Source organism: Saccharothrix mutabilis subsp. mutabilis (genome assembly GCF_039521145.1).
Lineage (GTDB): Bacteria > Actinomycetota > Actinomycetes > Mycobacteriales > Pseudonocardiaceae > Actinosynnema > Actinosynnema mutabilis.
The window spans coordinates 32,249-53,852 of sequence record NZ_BAAABU010000030.1; the positions used below are offsets into that span (position 1 = coordinate 32,249).

The 21,604-nt window shown below is 70.9% G+C and carries 15 protein-coding genes; 11 read left to right on the forward strand and 4 right to left on the reverse strand.

Annotation, left to right across the window (positions count from 1 at the left end; genetic code table 11):
* Window positions 1–33: 33 nt before the first annotated feature.
* The 3 genes from ABD126_RS35580 to ABD126_RS35590 form a co-directional block, all read right to left on the reverse strand.
* Entirely contained in the window at window positions 34–408 is a 375-nt protein-coding gene (locus ABD126_RS35580; RefSeq protein ID WP_343939458.1) for a YchJ family protein, read from the reverse strand.
* Between the two features lie 20 nt (window positions 409–428).
* Window positions 429–605: a hypothetical protein gene (locus ABD126_RS35585; protein ID WP_343939460.1), complete on the reverse strand. Its 177-nt coding sequence runs from the start codon at window positions 603–605 to the stop codon at window positions 429–431.
* Between the two features lie 83 nt (window positions 606–688).
* Window positions 689–2,011 carry a glycoside hydrolase family 6 protein gene (locus ABD126_RS35590; protein WP_343939462.1) on the reverse strand — a complete coding sequence of 441 codons (1,323 nt, stop codon included), beginning with the start codon at window positions 2,009–2,011 and terminating at the stop codon, window positions 689–691.
* Between the two features lie 447 nt (window positions 2,012–2,458).
* On the opposite strand from ABD126_RS35590, the gene ABD126_RS35595 reads away from it, so the two are divergent.
* The 5 genes from ABD126_RS35595 to cutA all read left to right on the forward strand — a co-directional run bounded on the left by ABD126_RS35595 (window position 2,459) and on the right by cutA (window position 12,640).
* On the forward strand, window positions 2,459–5,122 hold the full coding sequence (locus ABD126_RS35595) for a glycoside hydrolase family 9 protein (protein WP_343939464.1): 2,664 nt from the start codon (window positions 2,459–2,461) through the stop codon (window positions 5,120–5,122).
* A gap of 110 nt (window positions 5,123–5,232) precedes the next feature.
* Complete coding sequence (locus ABD126_RS35600; RefSeq protein ID WP_343939466.1) at window positions 5,233–8,163, forward strand: glycoside hydrolase family 48 protein; 2,931 nt, start codon at window positions 5,233–5,235, stop codon at window positions 8,161–8,163.
* Between the two features lie 269 nt (window positions 8,164–8,432).
* Window positions 8,433–10,928, forward strand: a complete 2,496-nt coding sequence (locus ABD126_RS35605) for a beta-glucosidase family protein (protein ID WP_343939468.1) — start codon at window positions 8,433–8,435, stop codon at window positions 10,926–10,928.
* A complete protein-coding gene (locus ABD126_RS35610; RefSeq protein ID WP_343939470.1) occupies window positions 10,928–11,923 on the forward strand; it encodes a LacI family DNA-binding transcriptional regulator in 996 nt (331 codons plus the stop codon). The genes ABD126_RS35605 and ABD126_RS35610 overlap by 1 nt, the downstream gene beginning before the upstream one ends.
* Window positions 11,924–12,319: 396 nt before the next feature.
* On the forward strand, window positions 12,320–12,640 hold the full coding sequence (cutA, locus tag ABD126_RS35615) for a divalent-cation tolerance protein CutA (RefSeq protein ID WP_343939472.1): 321 nt from the start codon (window positions 12,320–12,322) through the stop codon (window positions 12,638–12,640).
* On the opposite strand, the gene ABD126_RS35620 is transcribed toward cutA, so the two are convergent.
* Window positions 12,621–15,371 (reverse strand): FAD-binding and (Fe-S)-binding domain-containing protein, encoded by a 2,751-nt coding sequence (locus ABD126_RS35620; protein WP_343939474.1) that lies wholly within the window; start codon window positions 15,369–15,371, stop codon window positions 12,621–12,623. The genes cutA and ABD126_RS35620 overlap by 20 nt on opposite strands.
* Before the next feature lie 95 nt (window positions 15,372–15,466).
* Between ABD126_RS35620 and fabG the strand changes: the two genes are divergently transcribed.
* The 6 genes from fabG to ABD126_RS35650 all read left to right on the forward strand — a co-directional run bounded on the left by fabG (window position 15,467) and on the right by ABD126_RS35650 (window position 21,592).
* Complete coding sequence (gene fabG, locus ABD126_RS35625; RefSeq protein ID WP_343939476.1) at window positions 15,467–16,171, forward strand: 3-oxoacyl-[acyl-carrier-protein] reductase; 705 nt, start codon at window positions 15,467–15,469, stop codon at window positions 16,169–16,171.
* A gap of 49 nt (window positions 16,172–16,220) precedes the next feature.
* Window positions 16,221–16,988, forward strand: a complete 768-nt coding sequence (gene fabI / locus ABD126_RS35630; RefSeq protein WP_309110752.1) for an enoyl-ACP reductase FabI — start codon at window positions 16,221–16,223, stop codon at window positions 16,986–16,988.
* 152 nt (window positions 16,989–17,140) lie between these two features.
* A complete protein-coding gene (locus ABD126_RS35635; RefSeq protein WP_343939479.1) occupies window positions 17,141–18,157 on the forward strand; it encodes a ferrochelatase in 1,017 nt (338 codons plus the stop codon).
* A complete protein-coding gene (locus tag ABD126_RS35640) occupies window positions 18,112–18,648 on the forward strand; it encodes a YcxB family protein (protein ID WP_343939482.1) in 537 nt (178 codons plus the stop codon). The genes ABD126_RS35635 and ABD126_RS35640 overlap by 46 nt, the downstream gene beginning before the upstream one ends.
* Window positions 18,649–18,718: 70 nt before the next feature.
* Complete coding sequence (locus ABD126_RS35645; protein ID WP_425542941.1) at window positions 18,719–19,495, forward strand: hypothetical protein; 777 nt, start codon at window positions 18,719–18,721, stop codon at window positions 19,493–19,495.
* 279 nt (window positions 19,496–19,774) lie between these two features.
* Window positions 19,775–21,592 carry a glycoside hydrolase family 6 protein gene (locus tag ABD126_RS35650; RefSeq protein ID WP_343939486.1) on the forward strand — a complete coding sequence of 606 codons (1,818 nt, stop codon included), beginning with the start codon at window positions 19,775–19,777 and terminating at the stop codon, window positions 21,590–21,592.
* Window positions 21,593–21,604 lie beyond the last annotated feature (12 nt).

Genomic DNA, 21,604 nt, shown 5'->3' on the forward strand with positions numbered 1-21,604 from the left:
GGCAGCCCGGGGAAGAGCAAAGCGCGTGCGGTGCTAGATGGGTTCTACGTAGAGCCAGCGGTTGGCTTCTCGGGTGAAGCGGCTGTTCTCGTGCAGTTCCTGGGGGTCGCCCTGGTAGCGGTAGTGGGCGGTGAATTCGACTGTGCCCGTTGTGTGGAACGGGGTGCCTTCGGTCCGGTTGTGGATCTGGAGGTGGGTCCAGTGCTGGTCCGGGTCGAAGTCGATGTGCCTTGGCCTGGTGCTCGGGTGCCAGCTTGCCAGGAGGTAGGCCTCGTTCCGGAGGGCGAAGGCGGTGAAGCGGGAGCGCATCAGGGCTTCGGCGGTGGGGGCCTGTTTGTCGCCCTGGTGGTACGGGGCGCAGCAGGACTCGTAGGGCTCGCCCGAGCCGCAACGGCAGGTTGGTGGCACCTGCCCATTGTGCGGCAGCGTCAGTCGACGTCGCAGGCCGAGCGGCCCGAGCGGTTGTAGCGCAGCCAGTGCAGGGTGGCTTCCGCCTGGGCGTCGCCGGCGGCGGCTGCGGCGGTCAACGTCGCGTGGGCCTCGTAGCGGGTCTCCGGTGGGGAGGCCGGGTCGGTCAGGACGGCCACGGCCTCGTCGTGTGTCATGACCCCAGGATAAGAGCGGCTCCCCGTGCCGGGGGACTGCCATCGCCGGGCACGGGGAGCCGCTGGGGGCTGGGAACGGTTCTCTAGGAGCAGGCCGCGCCGTTCAGGGTGGGAGACGAGAACGGCGGGGTGGCTCCGGAGAAGCTCGCGCTGTAACCGATGGTCGCGGTTCCACCGGTGCCGAGCTTGCCGTTCCAGGACGCGTTGCCGACCCGGACCACGTCCCCGGTGTCGGTCCACGTCCCGTTCCAGCCCTGGGTGACGGTCACGCCGGGCGCGGAGAAGGTCAGGGTCCAGCCGTCGATCGGCGCACCCCGGTTCTCGATCACGATCTCCCCGGTGTAACCGCCCGACCACGCGCTCACCACGCGGTGCCGCACCGCGCACCCGTTGCCGGGAGGGGGCGTGGTCGTGGAGGTCGAGGTGGTTGTGGTGGTGGTTGAGGTGGGGCCTGCGGCGATGGCCAGGTCGTAGGCGCGTTGCGGCACGAACTGGCCGGCGGCGGCGATGCAGCCGTCCGCCTCGCCCGGCAGCTTGACCCACAGGTAGGCGTCGATGCGGGCGTCGCCGGTGTTGGTGGTGCTGGGCGTGCCGATGGCGCGGCCGGGCGGGTCGCACCACTCGCTGCCCGCCGGACCGTTGCCGTTGCGGCTGGTGTCGATCACGGCCTTCAGGCGCGAGTCGCCCAGGGCGTTGAGCACGCTGTGCGCGTAGCTGGTCTCCGTGCTCGTGTACCGGTAGTTCGACACGTTCAGCGAGATGCCGTCGGCGCTGTTGGAGATGTCCGCGGCACGCAGGCGGTTGGCCGCTTCGCTCGGGCTGAGCCAGCCCGAGTGGCCGATGTCGAAGTACACCTTCGCCTGCGCCGAGCCGGCCTTCAGCCTCTTGCCCGCGTACGCCATCGACGCCCGCGTCTCGGCCTGCTGCTCGGCCGACTGGCAGTTGGTCATGATCGGCAGCACGTCGGGCTCCAGCACGATCGACGCCCGCCGACCGCCCAGGCCCGCCGCCACCTGGTCCACCCAGGCCCGGTACTCGGCGTGCGACCGGGCGCCGCCGCCGCTCGCGCCGCCGCAGTCGCGGTTGGGGATGTTGTAGACGACGAGGATCGGGATCTTGCCCGCTGCCGCCGCCGCGCCGACGAACGAGTCCACCTCCGCGCGGACCGTCGAGGTGTTGGACGTGGTGTACCAGCGCGCCTGCGGGACCGACGCGATCCGGTCGCGGATCACCGGGGTCCGGGAGTCGCCGGGGTTCGCCGCGACCCATCGCGCCGCGCCCGTGTTCGGGTCCACGTAGAACGCCGAGTCGGCCGCGTGCGCGCCGCCGCCGAGGGCCAGGACCGCCGCGCCCGCCACCAGGGTGCCGGACAGCACTCCCGCGGCTGCCGCCTTGCCTTTCCTCATCGCCTTCCTCTCGCCGACGCCGATGTCGGTGGGCCCGCCCCGCATTGGGAGCGCTCCCAGTGGGCGGCACTGTAACCATTCCGAACCGTTCGGCAAAAGGGGCAACCGGCTGCGTGCGTCGGCGGCACCCCGTTGATCGTTTTCACGGTCGGTGGATCGAATCGCATCGAATCGACTGCGAATCGTCGCGCCGAGGGCGGCCGGAGCGGTCGGAAGTACGCTGAGTAGGCGTTTTTCGCCTGTGGTTGCTCCATTCCGGTAACGCTGCGACCGGTCGAACGGCGAGCGGGCTCAATCCGTGAATTGCGGCGTTCGGGCTAATTCCCGGGGAGCGTTCGGCGCATTGGCGCACGGGCTGCGGCACACCCTCTTTTCACGGTGTTGCGTTGCGGTTACAGTCCAGCGCTGGGAGCGCTCCCAGAATCCCCTGCTTCCTGGAGGCACCGCATGCGACGACGCATGTCCGGTGCGCTGACCGGCACGCTCGCGGTGCTGGTCGGCGCGCTGACGCTCACCGCACCCCAGCCCGAGGCGACGGCCGCGCCGGCGTTCAACTACGGCGAGGCGCTGCAGAAGTCGATCTGGTTCTACGACGCCCAACGCTCCGGCGACCTGCCCGCGGACAACCGCGTGAACTGGCGCGGCGACTCGGCCCTGCGCGACGGCTCGGACGTCGGGCTCGACCTGACCGGCGGGTTCTACGACGCCGGCGACCACGTGAAGTTCGGCCTGCCCTTCGGCGCGTCCATGACGATGCTCGCGTGGGGCGCGGTGGAGAACCGGGACGCCTACGAGGGTTCGGGCCAGCTGCGCCACCTGCTGTCCAACCTGAAGTGGGGCACGGACTGGATCGTCAAGGCGCACCCGTCGCCGAACGTGGTCTACGGCCAGGTCGGCGCGGGCAACCCCGACCACGCCTGGTGGGGTCCCGCCGAGGTCATGCGGATGGCGCGCCCGGCGTACAAAGTGGACGCCTCCTGCCCCGGCTCGGACCTCGCCGGCGAGTACGCCGCCGCCCTGGCCGCGTCCTCGATGGTGTTCAAGCCGACCGACCCCGCCTACGCCGCGACGCTGCTGACCCACGCCAAGCAGCTCTACACCTTCGCCGACACCTACCGCGGCAAGTACAGCTCCTGCATCACCGACGCCGCGAGCTTCTACAACTCGTGGAGCGGCTACCAGGACGAGCTGGTGTGGGGCGCGATCTGGCTGTACCGCGCGACCGGTGACGCCGCCTACCTGACCAAGGCCAAGGCCGAGTACCCGAAGCTGTCCACCGAACCGCAGTCCACCACGCGGTCCTACAAGTGGACGATCGCGTGGGACGACAAGTCCTACGGCTCCTACGCCCTGCTGGCCAAGCTGACCGGCGAGGCCGAGTACGTGGCCGACGCCAACCGCTGGCTGGACTACTGGACCACCGGCTACAACGGCAACCGGGTCCGCTACTCGCCCGGCGGCCAGGCCGTGCTCGACACCTGGGGTTCCCTGCGGTACGCGGCCAACACGGCGTTCGTCGCCCTGGTCTACAGCGACTGGCTGCGCGCCACCGACCCGGCTCGGGCCACGACCTACCACGACTTCGGCGTCAAGCAGGTCAACTACGCGCTGGGCGACAACCCGCGCAACTCCAGCTACGTCGTCGGGTTCGGCGCGAACCCGCCGCGCAACCCGCACCACCGCACGGCGCACGGCGCGTGGGCCGACAGCATCCAGGAACCGGCCACCAGCCGGCACGTCCTGTACGGCGCGCTGGTCGGCGGCCCGAGCACCAACGACGACAAGTACACCGACAGCCGCCAGGACTACGTGGCCAACGAGGTCGCGCTGGACTACAACGCGGGCTTCACCGGCGCGCTGGCCCGGCTCTACAAGGAGTACGGCGGCACGCCCCTGGCCGACTTCCCGGTCGCCGAGACCCCGGACGGCCCGGAGCTGACCGTGCAGGCGTCGGTGAACCAGTCCGCGGCGCAGTTCACCGAGGTGAAGGCGTTCATCATCAACAAGAGCGCGTGGCCCGCCCGCACGTTCAACGGCTCGCTGCGCTACTACTTCACCCTCGACGGCTCGACCACGCCCGAGCAGATCACCGTCACCACGAACTACAACCAGTGCGGCACGGCCAGCGGCCCGACCAGGTTCAGCGGCAACGTCTACTTCGTGGACATCCCGTGCCCGGACGTCTACCCGGGCGGCCAGTCCGCGCACCGGCACGAGGTGCAGTTCCGCATCGCCAGCGCCGGCACCTGGGACCCGACCAACGACTGGTCGTACACCGGCCTCGGTTCGGGCAACACGGTGGTGCAGACCGACCGCTTGGTGCTGCGCGAGAACGGCGCGGTCCAGTGGGGCAGGGAGCCCGGTGAGGTCCCGACCGACCGCGAGGCCCCGACCGTCCCCGGTGGACTGACCGCCACGAACGTCACCGGCTCCAGCGCCACGCTGAGCTGGACCGCGGCCACGGACAACGTCGCCGTGGCGGGCTACGACGTCCTGCGCCCGGACGGCACCGTCGCCGCCACCGCGAGCGGCACCACCGCCCAGGTCACCGGCCTCACCCCGGACACCGCGTACACGTTCTCGGTGCGGGCCAAGGACACCTCGGGCAACGTCTCCGCGGCGAGCACCGCGGTCACCTTCCGCACCAAGGCCGGATCGGTGACCGGCGGCCTGGTCGCGCAGCAGCGCGGCAACGGCGGCGCGACCGCGAACCAGATCGGCGCCACGCTGAACCTGGTCAACCGGGGCGCCACCGCGGTCGGGCTGGACACCGTGACGCTGCGGTACTGGTTCACCGGTGACGCCACCAACGCGAACTACCAGGTGTTCTGCGACTGGGCCGTGGTCGGCTGCGCCAACGTCCGCGCCACGGTGGTGAAGCTGGCGACCGCCCGCACGGGCGCGGACGCCTACCTCCAGGTCACCTTCACCGGCGGCACGCTCAACGCGGGCGCGCAGACCGGCGACATCCAGCTGCGCGTGGCCAAGTCCGACTGGTCGCAGTTCGACCAGACCAACGACCACAGCTACCGCGTCAGCGCGACCCTGACCGACTTCGACCGCGTCACCGCCCACGCCGGCGGCGCGCTCACCTGGGGCGTCGAGCCCTGAGAGACCTCGGCACGGGGCGTTCTGCGCGCCCAGGCGCCCCGTGCCGACTCCACCCCACCGCCCTTTGCAGGCTCGCGGGTCAACGGCTGATCCGTGCAGGAGGAGGACGCATGAGGTACCGCACCAGAGCCGGACGGTCGCGCAGTCGGCCGTTCGCGCTGATCGCGGCGGCGGCGACCGCCGCAGGCATGATGCCGCTCGTGGCGCCGGCCGCGCACGCCGCGGTGGCGTGCACGGTCGAGTACAAGGTGACCAGCCAGTGGCAGGGCGGTTTCGGCGCCAGTGTCGCCATCCGCAACCAGGGCGACCCGGTGAACAACTGGCGCCTCACGTGGACCTTCCCGGACGGCCAGCGCGTGCAGCAGGGCTGGAACGGCACGTTCAGCCAGAGCGGCAACGCCGTCACCGTCACCGCACCGTCCTGGGCGCCGAACCTGGCGGCGGGCGCCCAGTACTCGGTGGGGTTCAACGGCAGCTGGACGGGCCAGAACCGCCCGCCCACGGACTTCGCGATCAACGGCACCCCCTGCACGGGCCCCAACACCGCGCCGACCGTGTCGCTGACCTCGCCCACGTCGGGCCAGAGCTTCCAGTCCGGCCAGGCGATCGCGCTGGCGGCCAACGCCAGTGACAGCGACGGCACCATCGCCAAGGTCGACTTCCTGGCCGACGGCGCGGTCGTCGCGACCGACACCAGCGCCCCCTACACCGGGTCCTGGGCCGGCGCGGCGGTCGGCGAGCACTCGATCGTCGCCCGCGCCACCGACGACAAGGGCGGCGTCACGGCGTCGACCGCCGTCGGCGTGCGCGTCCTGGCCGGGCAGACCATCCAGATCAGCCCGCCGACGCTGAACGTCCGGCAGGGCGGCACGGCGACCTTCGGCGTCTCGCTGGCCACCGCGCCCTCGTCGAGCGTCACCGTGACGATCTCCCGCACCGGCAGCGCCGACCTCACCGCGTCCCCGACGACGCTGACGTTCACCACGGCCAACTGGGCCACCAAGCAGAACGTCACCGTCACCTCGGCGGACAACGGCGGCGACCTCGGCACCGCGACGTTCACCGCGAGCGCCACCGGCATCACCTCGGCCACCGCGACGGTGACCGAGATCGCCAAGGGCTCGTCGGACTACACCCAGGCGTTCCTGGACCAGTACAACAAGATCCACGACCCGGCCAGCGGCTACTTCCGGACCTTCTCCGACGGTCTCAAGGTGCCCTACCACTCGGTCGAGACCCTGATGGTCGAGGCGCCCGACCACGGCCACCAGACGACGTCCGAGGCGTTCAGCTACTACCTGTGGCTGGAGGCCAGCTACGGCCGGATCACCGGCAACTGGGCGTCGTTCAAGTCCGCGTGGGCCTCGATGGAGAAGTACATCATCCCGGCCAAGGCGGACCAGCCGACCAACGACAAGTACAACCCGGCCGACCCGGCGACCTACGCGCCCGAGCACGCGCGCATGGACCAGTACCCGTCGGTGCTCGACACCAACGCGCCGGTCGGCTCCGACCCGATCGCCAACGAGCTGAAGACGGCTTACGGCACGTCGGACATCTACGGCATGCACTGGCTGCTCGACGTCGACAACACCTACGGCTTCGGCCGGTGCGGCGACGGCACCAACACCGCGCCCGCGTACATCAACACCTACCAGCGCGGCTCGTCGGAGTCGGTGTGGGAGACCATCCCGCAGCCCTCGTGCGACACCTTCGCGCACGGCGGTCCGAACGGGTTCCTCGACCTGTTCACCAAGGACTCGTCCTACGCCAAGCAGTGGAAGTACACCAACGCCCCCGACGCCGACGCGCGCGCGGTGCAGGTGGCGCTGCTGGCCCAGCAGTGGGCGACCGCGCAGGGCAAGGGCTCGGAGATCTCCGCGGAGATCGACAAGGCCGCGAAGATGGGCGACTACCTGCGCTACGCCATGTTCGACAAGTACTTCAAGCGCATCGGCAACTGCACCAGCCCGCAGACCTGCCCCGGCGCGACCGGCAAGGACAGCGCGCACTACCTGATGTCCTGGTACTACGCCTGGGGTGGCGCGACGGACACGTCCGCCGGCTGGGCGTGGCGCATCGGCGACGGCGCGTCGCACCAGGGCTACCAGAACCCGCTGGCGGCCTACGCGCTGTCGCAGGTGCCGGCGCTGAAGCCGAAGTCGGCCACCGGCCAGCAGGACTGGGCCAAGTCGCTGGACCGCCAGCTGGAGCTGCTCCAGTGGCTCCAGTCGGCCGACGGCGGCATCGCGGGCGGTGTCACCAACACCTGGGAGGGCCAGTACGGCACGCCGCCGGCGGGCACGCCGACGTTCTACGGCATGTTCTACGACGCCCACCCGGTGTGGCGGGACCCGCCGTCGAACCGCTGGTTCGGCTTCCAGGTGTGGCAGATGGAGCGCACCGCGTCGCTGTACCAGATGACCGGTGACCCGCGCGCCAAGAAGATCCTCGACAAGTGGGTCCCGTGGGCGCTGGCCAACACCACCATCGGCACCGGCGGCGCGTTCCAGATCCCGTCCGACATGGAGTGGACGGGCGCGCCGGACAACTGGAACCCGACCACGCCGGGCGCGAACGCGAACCTGCGGGTGCGGGTGCTCAACCACAGCCAGGACGTCGGCGTCGCGGCCTCCTACGCCAAGACGCTGCTCAACTACGCGGCCAAGTCCGGCAACGCCGCCGCCCGCACCGCGGGTGAGGGCCTGCTGAACGCGATGCTCGCGAACCAGACCGCCAAGGGCATCTCCGTGCCGGAGACGCGGACCGACTACAACCGGTTCGACGACCCGTACGTCGCGAGCACCGGCGAGGGCACATACGTCCCGCCGGGCTGGACGGGCGACATGCCCAACGGCGACATCATCAACGGCAGCTCGACGTTCCTGTCGATCCGCTCGTTCTACCGGAACGACCCCGATTGGCCCAAGGTTCAGGCTTACCTGAACGGCGGGTCCGCACCGACCTTCACCTACCACCGGTTCTGGGCGCAGGCCGAGATCGCCACGGCGTTCTCGCTGCACGCGGAACTGTTCGGCTAGGCCCGCGAAGGTCGCCGTCGCCCCTCGCACACCGTGGTGCGAGGGGCGTTCGGCGTGCCTCGCGAACGATTCCGGGGAAGGTGTCGAACGCGTTCGAATCGAATTGTTCGAAACCGCACGGGGTGTTGACGCCGCAGTGCGGCCTGTGCCACATTTCCGTTACTTCACCCGCCGTTGTTTAGGCGGTAAATCCCCCCTCGTGGATCGAAACGGTTCGATTCGCCGAGCAGTCCGTTCGAAGTGTTCGACGTGCGCGCGAGGTGCATCCGGTGAAACCCCCGTTCCGCGACCCGGCGACGCCGGTGTCCGACCGCGTGGCCGACCTGCTGGGCCGGCTCACCGACGAGGAGAAGGTGGCGATGCTGCACCAGCGGCAGCCCGCCGTGCCCAGGCTCGGGATCGCGGAGTTCCGCACCGGGACCGAGGTCCTGCACGGCGTGGCGTGGCTGGGCGAGGCCACCGTGTTCCCGCAGCCGGTCGGGTTGGCCGCGTCGTGGAACCCCGACCTGCTGCGCGCGGTGGGGGAGGCGGTCGGCACGGAGGCGCGCGGCTTCCACCACCGCGACCCGGTGGCGCACGGCCTGAACGTGTGGGCGCCGGTGGTGAACCCGCTGCGCGACCCGCGTTGGGGCCGCAACGAGGAGGGCTACTCGGAGGACCCGGTGCTGACCGCGGAACTGGCCACCGCGTACGCGTCGGGCCTGCGCGGCGGCCACCCCCGCTACCTGCGCACCGCGCCGACGCTCAAGCACTTCCTGGGCTACAACAACGAGACCGACCGGTGCGTCACGTCGTCGGACCTGCGCCCCCGCGTCCTGCACGAGTACGAGCTGCCCTGCTTCCTGGGTCCCCTCAAAGCGGCGGTGGCGGTCATGCCGTCGTACAACCTGGTCAACGGCCGCCCGGCGCACGTGAGCCCGTTGTTGGGCCTGCTGCCCCCGGACGTGGTGATCGTCAGCGACGCCTACGCGCCGTCCAACATCGCGGGCCTGCAAGGCTTCCTGCCGACCCAGTCCGAGGGCCACGCCGCCGCGCTCAACGCCGGCCTGGACAGCTTCACCGACCAGGGCGGCGACCCGACCCTGCTGATCGAGAGCGTGTGGACCGCCCTGAAGGACGGCCTGCTCGACTGGGACGTCATCGACCGGGCCGTGGGCCGCGTGCTGGCACTGCGGTTCCGCCTGGGCGAGTTCGACCCGCCCGACGACAACCCCTATGCCGCCATCACCTCCGACGTCATCGGCACGCACGGCGAGCTGGCGCTGGAGGCGGCGCGCCAGGCGGTCGTCCTCCTGCGCAACGACTGCCTGCTGCCGTTGCGGCCGGGCGCGAAGCTCGCGGTGATCGGCTCCCACGCGGACGTGGTGTTCGAGGACTGGTACAGCGGCACCCTGCCCTACGCCGAGACGGTCCTGGGTGGACTGTCCGAGTTCGGTCCGGTGTCCTACGCCGAGGGCGTCGACCGGATCGCGTTGCGGGCGGCCGACGGCCGGTACCTGGGCGTGCGCGACGGGATCGTCGGCCTGGGGGAGCGGGCGGAGTTCGACGTGTTCGACTGGGGCGACGGCGTGTGGACGCTGCGCGACGTCGTGACGGCCAAGTACCTCGGGGTGTCCGAAGCCGGCGAGCTGGTCGCCGAGGCGGACACGCCGGGCGGGTGGGACGTGCGCGAGCTGTTCGAGCCGCGCGACCGGGACGGTGGTGTCGTGCTGCGCGACGTCGTGCAGGGCACCGAAACCGAGGTGTTCACCGTCGAGCCGGTGGTGGACGGGATCGCCGCGGCGGCGGAGGTGGCGGCCGAAGCCGACGCGGCGGTCGTGGTGGTGGGCAACGACCCGCACATCAACGGCCGGGAGACCCAGGACCGGACAGGGCTGGGTCTCCCGCAAGCCGACCTGGTGCGCGCCGTGCTGGCCGCCAACCCGCGCACCGTGCTGGTCCTGGTGAGCAGCTACCCCTACGCCTTGGACGTCGACGTGCCCGCCGTCCTGTGGACGTCCCACGGCGGCCAGGAACAAGGCAGGGCGATCGCGGAGGCCTTGATGGGCAAGTGCTCACCCGCCGGCCGCCTCCCCCAAACGTGGTACGCCGACCCGGGTGACCTCCCGGACCTGTTCGACTACGACATCATCCGAGCGCGCTCGACCTACCTCTACTTCGAGGGCGAACCGCTCTTCCCCTTCGGCCACGGCCTGAGCTACACGACTTTCGAGTACGACAGCCTCACGTGGGCCGACAACGTGGCCACCATCGGCGTCACCAACACCGGCCGGATCGCCGCCGACGAGGTGGTGCAGCTCTACACCCGAGCCCTGGACTCCCGCGTCAGACAACCACGACGCCGCCTCCAGTCCTTCAAACGGGTGCACTTGACCCCGGGCGAGCGCCGCGTAGTAACACTCCCCGTCGAGCACCTGTGGCACTGGGACGTCGTGTCAAGCCGCAAAGTCGTCGAGGCCGGCCGCTACGAACTCCTGGTCGGCGCCTCGTCCAGCGACATCCGCGCCAGGCTGACGATCGACGTGCCCGGCGAACGCGTCCCACCGCGCTCCGGCACCCTGCGAGCCGTGGACTTCGACGACTGCGAGGGGGTCCGCCTGGTGGACGACACAGTGGTCTTCACCGACACGGGCGCGTGGATCTCCTTCCACGACACGGAACACGCGGACCGTCCAGCACCGGAAGGGACGAAGGTGGAGTGGTCAGACGGGGTGTTGACGGTGACCGCCGTGCAAGCGGGCGTGCGCGTGGCGGAGGTGGGCTGATGGTCACGATCGCCGACGTGGCGAGGCACGCGGGGGTGGCGCCGAGCACGGTGTCCTACGCGCTGACCGGCCGCCGATCGATCTCGCAGGCGACGAAGGCCAGGGTCGAGGCCAGCGTGCGGGCGCTGGGCTACCACCCGCACGCGGGCGCCCGGTCGCTGGCGAGCAACCGGGCCAACGTGCTGGCGCTGGTCCTGCCGATGCGCGAAGGCATGCACATGCCGGTCATCATGCAGTTCGTGGTGGCCGTCGCCACCGCCGCCCGCCGCCACGAACACGACGTCCTGCTCGTGACGGCCGACCAGGGCGCGGCGGGCCTGCGCCGGGTGGCCGGGAGCGCGCAGGTGGACGGCCTGCTGGTGATGGACGTGGAGATGCACGACGAACGCGTCCCCGTGCTCAGGGAATTGGACCGCCCGTCGGTCCTGATCGGCTTCCCCGCCGACGCGGCGAGGCTGACGTGCGTGGACCTGGACTTCGCCGAGGCGGGCGCGAAGTGCGTGGACCACCTGGCCGACCTGGGCCACACGTCGATAGCCCTGATCGGCGCGCCGAGGGCGGTGTACCAACGCGACACCGGCTACGCCCACCGGACGATGGCCGGCTTCAGCGCGGCGGCCATGCGCCGAGGAGTCTCCTCCACAACGGTCCCCACCGAACCAGACCACGAGTCCGTACACCGAACCGTCACAGGCCTCCTGGAACGCCACCCGCAACTGTCAGGCTTGGTGGTCCACAACGAAGCCGCCCTGCCCTCCATCATGGAGGTGCTGCGCTCCCTGGGCAGGCGAATCCCCGACGACATGGCAGTAGTAGCCATCTGCCCAGACGACCAGGCAGAACGCCTGATCCCGGCCCTGACCTCAGTACACGTCCCAGCCGAACAGCTAGGCCACCACGCCGTAGCCCTGCTAATGGCCAAACTGAACCGAGCCCCCACCCCACCCCTAACCCTCCTCCCACCCCGCTTAACAACCCGAGCCACCACCCGCTAACCCGCGCACACACGCACCCTCCGCGCCGCAGGCGCCACGGGCTATCAGCCACAGGAAGGGCCTCGGTTCGTTCCCCGTACGGCCTGGGCGCAGCCCAACCACGCTTGGGTCTTCTGTGCAACCACGCTTCACCGGTTGCGCAGAAGACCCAAGCGTGGTTGCCTCCGGCAGGCCGTACGGGGAACGAACCGACGCCCTTCCACCCCCGGGGGCCTGCCGCGCGGCGAGCGCCTCTTTCAATCTTTTCGCTCTTCGCTCTTCGCTCTTCGCTCTTCGCTCTTCGCTCTTCGCTCTTCGCTCTTCGCTCTTCGCTCTTCGCTCTTCGCTCTTCGCTTTTGGCTTCTGCTCCGCTTCTCTTCCTGAGAGTGCACACCCCGCGCCGGCTACGCTGGCTCAATGACCGACAACCACGTAGTCGTCATCACCACCACCGACCGCGAAGACGCCGCCACCACCCTGGCCCGCGCCCTGGTCGAACACCGCCTGGCCGCCTGCGTCCAGATCAGCGCCCCGGTCCGCAGCGTCTACCGCTGGAACGACGAGGTCCAAGAAGACCGCGAGTGGCAACTCTGGATCAAAACCGCCTACGACCGCCTGAACGACCTGACCGACTTCATCCAGGCCAACCACTCCTACGACACCCCCGAGGTCCTGGCCCTCCCCGTCCTGGCCGGCAGCCCCGACTACCTCACCTGGATCACCGAGCAGACCCGCTGAGCCCCAACGCCCGAGCCACCAACGTCGCCGTGTGCACCGGCTCCACCCCGGCCCCCTGCCGCACCTGCGTGCGACAACTGAACCCATCCGCCACCACAGCCGCACCCTCGGCCGCCCCACGCACAGCAGGCAGCAACTCCAACTCCGCCACCGCCATCGACACGTCGTAGTGCCCCTTCTCGAACCCGAAGTTGCCCGCCAACCCACAACACCCGGACACCATCGACGCGCTCACCCCGGCCCGCTCCAACAACTCCCGGTCGGCAGCCGTCCCCGACTCCGCGTACTGGTGGCAGTGCGGCTGAACCACCGCGGAACTCCCATCCGCGAACGACCCGGCCAACGGTTCCAACAACGGCGACACGTGCTCGGCGAACGTCCGCACCGACCGCGCCAACCGCTTCACATCCGGATCATCGCCCGCCACCTCCAACGCATCCGACCGCAGGAACGCCGTGCAACTCGGCTCCAACCCGACCACCGGCACCCCGGCACCAGTCCAAGGCCGCAACACCCGCGCCGTCCGCCTGACAACCCGACGCGCCACGTCCAGCTGCCCGGTCGAGAACCACGTCAACCCGCAGCACACCGCCCGACGCGGCACCTCCACCGCCTGCCCCACATGCCCGAGCACGGCCGCCGCGTCATGCCCGATCCCAGGCTCGAAGAAATTGGTGAACGTGTCCGGGAACAGCAACACCCGATCACCGTTCTCACCGCCGGAAAACGTGTCCTGGAACGTGCGCCGGGCAGGCGTCGGCAAGGGCCGCTCCTCCGCCACCCCGGCGAACCGGGCGAACCGGGCCGTCACCCCGTTGACCAGCCCCATCCGCAGCCACAGCGGCAACCACCCCATCGAGTAGTGCGACAACGGCCGCACCCGCCGCTTGTAGTGGTGGTGCAGGAACTCCGCCTTGTACGTCGCCATGTCCACGTCCACCGGGCAGTCCCGCTTGCACCCCTTGCACCCCAGGCACAGGTCCAGCGCGTCCCGCACCTCCTCCGAGCGCCACCCGCCGCGCACGACCTGCCCGCCCAGCATCTCGAACAGCAACCGCGCCCGCCCGCGCGTCGAGTGCTTCTCCTCGCGCGTCACCCGGTAGCTCGGGCACATCACGCCGCCAGACGTGTTCAGGCACTTGCCCACCCCGACGCACCGCCGCGTCGCCGCCGCCAGGTCACCACCGTCGGCACGCAGTGCCAGAGCGGCCCGCGTCGGGATCACCGGGGGAGCGACCACCACCCTCAGGTCGGCGTCCAGCGGCAACGGATCCACCACCCGCCCCGGGTTCATGAGGTTGTCCGGGTCGAACGCCCGCTTGAACCGCCCGAACGCCTCGATCGCGGCCTCCGGGTACATCCGGGTCAACAGCTCCGACCGAGCCTGCCCGTCACCGTGCTCCCCGGACAACGACCCGCCATGCGCCACGACCAGGTCAGCCGCCGCCTCCAGGAACTCCCGATACCCCCTGGCCCCGCCGGACCCGCCGGACCCGCCGGACCCGCCGGACCCGCCGGCCCCGCCGGACCCGCCAGACCCACCGGCCCCACTCCCGAGATCAAAGTCGATGCGCACGTGCAGACACCCCTCCCCGAAGTGCCCGTACGTGACGCCCCGCCGCCCATGACCAGCCAACAGGGCGTCGAACGAACGCAAGTACGCGCCGAGCCGATCCGGCGGCACCGCCGCGTCCTCCCACCCCGACCAAGCCTCGCTGCCATCCTCCATCCGGGTGGCCAACCCGGCCCCGTCCTCCCGCACCCGCCACAGCGCCCGCTGCCGCGCCGGGTCGGTGACCACCACCGAGTGCGGGGCCAGCGCCGCCGCCGCGTGCGCGCTCTCCTCGTCGGCGGTCTCCACGAACAACCAGCTCACCCCGCGCGGCAGCAGGAACCGCGAATCACCCGCCGCTTCCGCCAACTTCACGTCGATGCCCTCGACAGCCAACACCGGCAGCGAACGCACCATCGGCGCGTGATCGGCGGCGTCGTAGGGCCCGTCGAACCCGAGGACGGCCAGCACCCGCCGCCGCGGGGCCTCCACCAGCTTCAGGGAAGCGCCGAGCACGGTCACGCACGTGCCCTCGGTGCCCACCAGCGCACGGGTCAGGTCGGGCAGGGCGTCCAGCCGGTAGCCCGAGACGCGCCGGTCCAGCTCCGGGAACCACGACGGGTCCACCGCGGGCAGGTCCAGTGCCGGCGGGGTGCGCGTGTCGAACCGGCGGCCGTCGGGCAGCAGCACGTCCAGCGCGTGCACGTTGTCGCTGGTCTTGCCCCACGCCACCGAGTGCGCGCCGCACGCGTCGTTGCCGATCATGCCGCCGAGCGTGCACCGCGAGTGCGTCGACGGGTCCGGCCCGAACACCAGGCCGAACTGGCGGGCGGCGGCGTTGAGGCGGTCCAGCACCACGCCCGGCTGCACCACGGCCACCCGGGCGTCCGGGTCGATCGAGATCACCCGGTCGAGGTACCGGGAGAAGTCGATGACCAGCCCCGGCCCGGCCGAGTTGCCCGCGACCGAGGTCCCCGCGCCCCGGTTGGTGATCGGCACGCCGAACTCCGCGGCCACCCCGACCGCCGCCACCACCGCGGCCACCGTCCGGGGGCGCACGACCACGCGCGGCACGTGCCGGTAGTTGGAGGCGTCCACCGAGTACAGCGCGCGGGTGGCGGGGTCGGCGAGGACGTCGCCGTCGACGGCGACACGCAGTTGTTCCACGAAACCGGTCACGCGGCCGATTGTGATCCACCCCGGCCCGTGGTGGGCTACCTGGCGGTAGGGGATAGCCTCGCCCCCGCACCAACCAGCAGCGATGGGAGCAGGGCGTGTCGAGGTCCGTACTGGTGACCGGCGGGAACCGGGGAATCGGTCTGGCGATCGCGCAGGCGTTCGCCGCGCAGGGCGACAAGGTCGCCGTGACCCACCGGGGCTCGGGCTCCCCCGAGGGGCTGCTCGGCGTCAAGTGCGACGTCACCAGCTCCGCCGAGGTGGACGCCGCGTTCGCCGAGGTCGAGGCCGCGCACGGCCCGGTCGAGGTGCTCATCGCCAACGCCGGCATCACCGACGACACCCTGTTGCTGCGGATGACCGACGAGCAGTTCACCCGCGTCCTGGACGCCAACCTGACCGGCGCGTTCCGGGTGGCGCAGCGCGCGTCCAAGGGCATGCTGCGCAAGCGCTACGGCCGCATCGTGTTCATCTCCTCCGTCGTGGGTCTGATGGGCAGCGCGGGCCAGGTCAACTACGCGGCCAGCAAGGCGGGCCTGGTGGGCGTGGCCCGCTCGATCGCCCGCGAGCTGGGGTCGCGCAACATCACCGCGAACGTCGTCGCCCCCGGCTTCATCACCACGGACATGACCGACGCGCTGCCCGAGGAGCGCCGCAAGCAGATCCTCGCCCAGGTGCCCGCCGGCCGGTACGGCACCACCGAGGAGATCGCGTCCGCCGTCACGTTCCTGGCCTCCGACGCCGCCGCCTACATCACCGGCGCGGTGCTGCCGGTCGACGGCGGCCTCGGCATGGGCCACTGAGGGTTCGGGCGCTGACCACCTTTTCGCACAACTTCCGGAGGAAACACACGTGACGGGTCTGCTCGAAGGCAAGCGGCTGCTGGTCACCGGGGTGATCACCGACGCGTCGATCGCCTTCCACGTGGCCAAGGTCGCCCAGGAGCAGGGCGCCCAGGTGGTGCTCACCGGGTTCGGCCGGCTGAGCCTGGTGGAGCGGATCGCGAAGCGGCTCCCGCAGCCCGCGCCCGTGGTCGAGCTGGACGTGCAGAACCAGGAGCACCTGGACACCCTCGCCGACCGCGTCCGCGAGCACGTGGACGGCCTGGACGGCGTCGTGCACGCCATCGGCTACGCCCCGCCGTCGTGCCTGGGCGCGCCGTTCATGGACGCGCCGTGGGAGGACGTCGCCACCGCGATGCACGTCTCGGCCTACTCGTACAAGTCGCTGGTCCAGGCGACGCTGCCGCTGCTGGGCCGGGGCGCGTCGGTGGTGGGCCTGGACTTCGACGCCCGCCAGGCGTGGCCCGCCTACAACTGGATGGGCGCGGCGAAGGCGGCGTTCGAGTCGATCAACCGCTACCTGGCCCGCGACCTGGGCCCGCAGGGCATCCGGGTGAACCTGGTCTCGGCCGGCCCGGTGCGCACGATGGCGGCGAAGTCCATCCCGGGCTTCGCGGACCTGGAGGCGATGTGGGGCGAGAAGGCCCCGCTGGGCTGGGACGTCAACGACCCGACGCCGGTCGCGCAGTCGGTGTGCGGCCTGCTGTCCGACTGGTTCCCGGCCACCACCGGCTCCATGGTCTTCGTGGACGGCGGCGTGCACTTCCTGGGCCTGTAATCGACCCGGACCGGTCCGCGGTCCACCCGCCCGGACCGGCTTGGAATCCACCCCCTCGGACCGGTCGAGGATTCGCCGGACCGGGTCGGCGTGCGGTTGATCACGCCGACCCGGTTGTGCACCGTCCAGCGGGCAGCGCGAGGATGGGTCCCGTGAGTTACGACGCGCTGCTCTGGCTGTCCTTCGGGGGACCGGAAGGGCCTGAAGACGTACGACCCTTCCTGGAGAACGTGACGCGGGGCCGCGGTGTCCCGCCGGAACGGCTGGACGAGGTCGAGCAGCACTACCTGCACTTCGGCGGGGTGTCGCCGATCAACCGGCTCAACCGCGAGGCCATCGCCGCCGTGGAGCCGCTGGTGGACCTGCCGGTCTACTTCGGCAACCGCAACTGGCACCCGATGGTCGAGGACACCCTGGCCGAGATGAAGGCCGCCGGGGTGCGGCGGGCGCTGGTGTTCCCGACCAGCGCCTACGGCGGCTACTCGGCCTGCCGGCAGTACGACGAGGACATCCTGCGCGCCCGCGCCGCCGTCCCCGGCGCACCCGAACTGGTGAAGTTGCGGCAGTTCTTCGACCACCCGCTGTTCATCGAGTCCTTCGCGGAGTCGGTCCGGGTGGCGGGCGAGGCGTTCGAGGACTACCGGCTCGTGTTCACCGCGCACTCGGTGCCGGTGTCCGCGGACAAGGCCGCCGGGCCGCCGGCCGAGGGCGGGCACCGGTACTCCCGGCAGGTGGCGGAGGCGTCGCGGCTGGTGGCGTCGGCCCTGTCGATCGCCGAGTACGACGTGGTGTGGCAGTCGCGGTCCGGGCCGCCGCAGATCCCGTGGCTGGAGCCGGACATCGTGGACCACGTCGAGGCGTTGCACGCCAAGGGCGTCGCCAACGTCGTCGTGTGCCCGATCGGGTTCGTCAGCGATCACCTGGAAGTGGTGTGGGACCTCGACACCGAGGCGAGGGATCGCGCCGCCGAGCTGGGCATGGGGTTCGCGCGGGCGGCCACGCCCAACGGCGACCCGCGGTTCGCGCAGCTGGTGGCCGAACTGGTGGCGGAGATGACGTCCGGGGCGCCGGCGCGCAAGTTGTCGTCCTTCACCGCCGCCGGGTGCACGGTGAACGGGGAGCCGTGCGCGCCGCTGTGCTGCGAGCCCGCGAAGAGGCCGGCGCGGTGAGCGCGGAGACCGGCGCGACGAGCGTGGACTTCACCTGGTCGCCGCGGTCGTCGGACTGGCGGCACGCGCTGCGCACGGCCGTTCCGCTGTACCGGTGGGCTCCGTGGTTCGGGTTGGCGCTGGGCGTGTTCGGCGCGGTGGTCCTGGCGATGGGCATGACGTGGGCCGGCGTGTTCGGCCTGGCGCTGGCTGTGATCATCGTCGCACTGGTGCCCATCGGCACCGCGGTCAACTTCCACAACCACCCGTTGGCGGCGAAGACCGTCACCGGGTCGGCGGACGCGCACTCGCTGCGCATGTCGGTGGGGGAGGCCGCGCGCAGCGAGGTGGACTGGTCGGACCTGCCGGGCTGGTCGGAGACCGGCGGCGTGTTCGTGCTCAAGACCGCGACGACCGCCATGTACGCGGTGCCACACCGGGCGTTCACCGGTTCGGACGACGTCGACCGGTTCCGCTCCCTGCTGGTGGACCACGTGGGCCCGGCCGCCTGAGAAGGCCGGCCCGCTGGACTGTCGGGGTGCGCGCGTAGTGTTGAGTGCCGTGTCCTGTGCGAGTGCGACGATGGTCGTGTGGACGTCCGCCTGGCTGAACGGCTCGGCGGCGGCCGACGACGTCCTGGACGCCCTGGGGTTCTGGGCGGAGCTGCACGAGGTGGTCGCCGACGACGACGGCACCGCCACCGCCCTCGACCTGCCGGGGCCGGACGAGTCGCCGGTGGGCGCCGCCCTGCTGCTGGCGGCCCTGCGGCGGGCGTCGACCCGCACGGCGCGGCTGGTGCTGCCGGTCGCCGGTGACGTCCGGGGCCTGGGCGGGCGCGGTCCGCTCAGCGTCGGCGCGCTGCGCGCGGGACAGGCCGTCGTGCTGCCCGAGGTCGGCGTCGGGCTGGTGCCGCGCCTGGTCGCCGAGGGCGTGCTGCGCTGGACGGTGTTCGACCTGCCCACCGCGACCCCGGCCGAGCACGTGCCGATCGGCGAGGCCGAGCACGGCCTGGCGTCGGCGATGCGCGAGGCGGCCACGGCGCTGGTGACCCTGGACGTCGCCCGCCACCGGCCGAACGTCCGCGAGGAGATCGCCGAACTGTCCAGCCTGCACACCAAGCTGCGCTGGCCCTCCGGCATGCCGCCGCGCGCGTTGCGGGTGCTGCAACGGGCGGCCGAGGTCGCGGCGATCCTCCAGGTGGCCGCGTCGGACGCCCCGGGCGGCGCCGTGTCGGCCTCCGCGCAGGCCGCGCGCGACGAGGCCCTGCGACCGCTGTCGGAGGCGGTCCGGCGGGCGCGGCACGCGGCGGTCGACGAAGCGGTGCGCGTGCTGTCCGACCAAGCGGCCGGACGGCACTAGTCCTTCCGCGCATCCGTTTGGGCTTTTCGGTTGCGCGCCGTTTCGGTGCACCATTTCGACATTTGTCCAACTGTGCGTGAATAGCCGCTGGTAACGAGCTTGAAGCCGGAACAGTCGCGCACGGACTGTGAATGAACCCCTCGTCAACGTGATGTGTCGTGGGTTACGGTACGTCTGGGAGCGCTCCCAGTCCCCATCCCCGGTTCCGGCTCACCGTTGAGCGCGGACACCCATCTGGGAGCGTTCCCAGACGACGATTTGCTCGCAAGGAGGCGATGCATGAGTCCGCGCACATTCCTCCGGTCCCGCAAGACGGCCGGAGCGATGGCGATGGTGTCGGTGGCCGCCATGTCCGCGGCAGCGGTCGTGGCCGGAGGCACCACCGCCAGCGCCGCGCCCGGTTGCCGGGTCGACTACACCATCACGAGCCAGTGGCAGGGCGGTTTCGGGGCCACTGTCACGGTCACCAACCTCGGGGACGCGATCTCCGGCGGCTGGACGTTGGACTGGGACTTCGCCGCGGGCCAGACGGTCCAGCAGGGGTGGAACGGCCGGTTCAGCCAGTCGGGCACCAAGGTGACGGTCCGCAACCCCGAGTGGTCGGCGGCGCTGGGCACCGGCGCCTCGGTCACCCCGGGCTTCAACGGGTCCTGGAACGGCTCGAACCCGAAGCCTGCCCAGTTCAGGCTGAACGGGACGGTCTGCACCGGCACGGTGACGACCACGACCACGACGACCACGACGACCACGACCACGACGACCACCACGACGACGACCACCGGCACGAACCCGAACCCGGGTCCGCGGGTGGACAACCCGTACGTGGGCGCCGGCGTGTACGTCAACCCGCAGTGGCAGCGGCAGGCCGCCGCCGAGCCGGGTGGTTCGCGCATCGCCAACCAGCCCACCGGTGTCTGGATGGACCGGATCAGCGCGATCGACGGCAACGGCTCGCCGACCACCGGCAGCATGGGCCTGGCCGACCACCTGAACGAGGCGGAGCGCCAGCGCGCCGCGTCGCCGACCGGTGAGCTGGTCTTCCAGGTCGTCGTCTACAACCTGCCCGGTCGCGACTGCGCGGCGCTGGCGTCCAACGGCGAGTTGAAGGCCGACGAGCTGCCGCGCTACAAGGCGGAGTACATCGACAAGATCGCGGGCATCCTGGCCCGGCCGGAGTACGCGCGGCTGCGGATCGTGGCGGTCATCGAGATCGACTCGCTGCCCAACCTGGTCACCAACGTCACGCCGCGGGCGACGGCCACGCCGAACTGCGACGTGATGAAGCAGAACCAGAACTACCAGAACGGCGTGGCGTACGCGGTGTCCAAGCTCGGTGACATCCCGAACGTCTACAACTACCTCGACTCCGGCCACCACGGCTGGATCGGGTGGGGCGACACCGTTCCCGAGTACGACAACTTCTTCGCCTCGGCGAAGATGATGGCCTCGATCCTGGGCCGCGAGGGCGCGACCAAGTCCGACGTGCACGGCTTCATCACCAACACGGCGAACTACTCCGCGCTGGAGGAGCCGTACTGGACGGTGGACGACGTGGTCGGCGGCCAGCCGGTGAAGCAGGCTTCCAAGTGGGTCGACTGGAACGACTTCAACGGTGAGCTGGGCTTCGCCACGGCGATGCGGGCCGAACTGGTCAAGCAGGGCTTCGACAGCGGCATCGGCATGCTGATCGACACGTCCCGCAACGGCTGGGGCGGCGCGAACCGCCCGACCGGCAAGTCGACCTCGACCAACGCGGCCGAGTACGTCGACCAGTCCCGCATCGACCGCCGCATCCAGAAGGGCAACTGGTGCAACCAGGCCGGTGCGGGCCTCGGCGAGCGCCCGAAGGCCGCGCCGAAGCCGAGCATCGACGCCTACGTCTGGATCAAGCCGCCGGGCGAGTCCGACGGCGCGAGCAAGGAGATCCCGAACACCGAGGGCAAGGGCTTCGACCGGATGTGCGACCCGACGTACACCGGCAACCCGCGCAACGGCAACAACCTCTCGGGCGCCCTCCCCGACGCACCGCTCTCGGGCCACTGGTTCTCGGCCCAGTTCCAGGAGCTGATGCGCAACGCCTACCCGCCGCTGTCCTGACGGGTTGAGCGA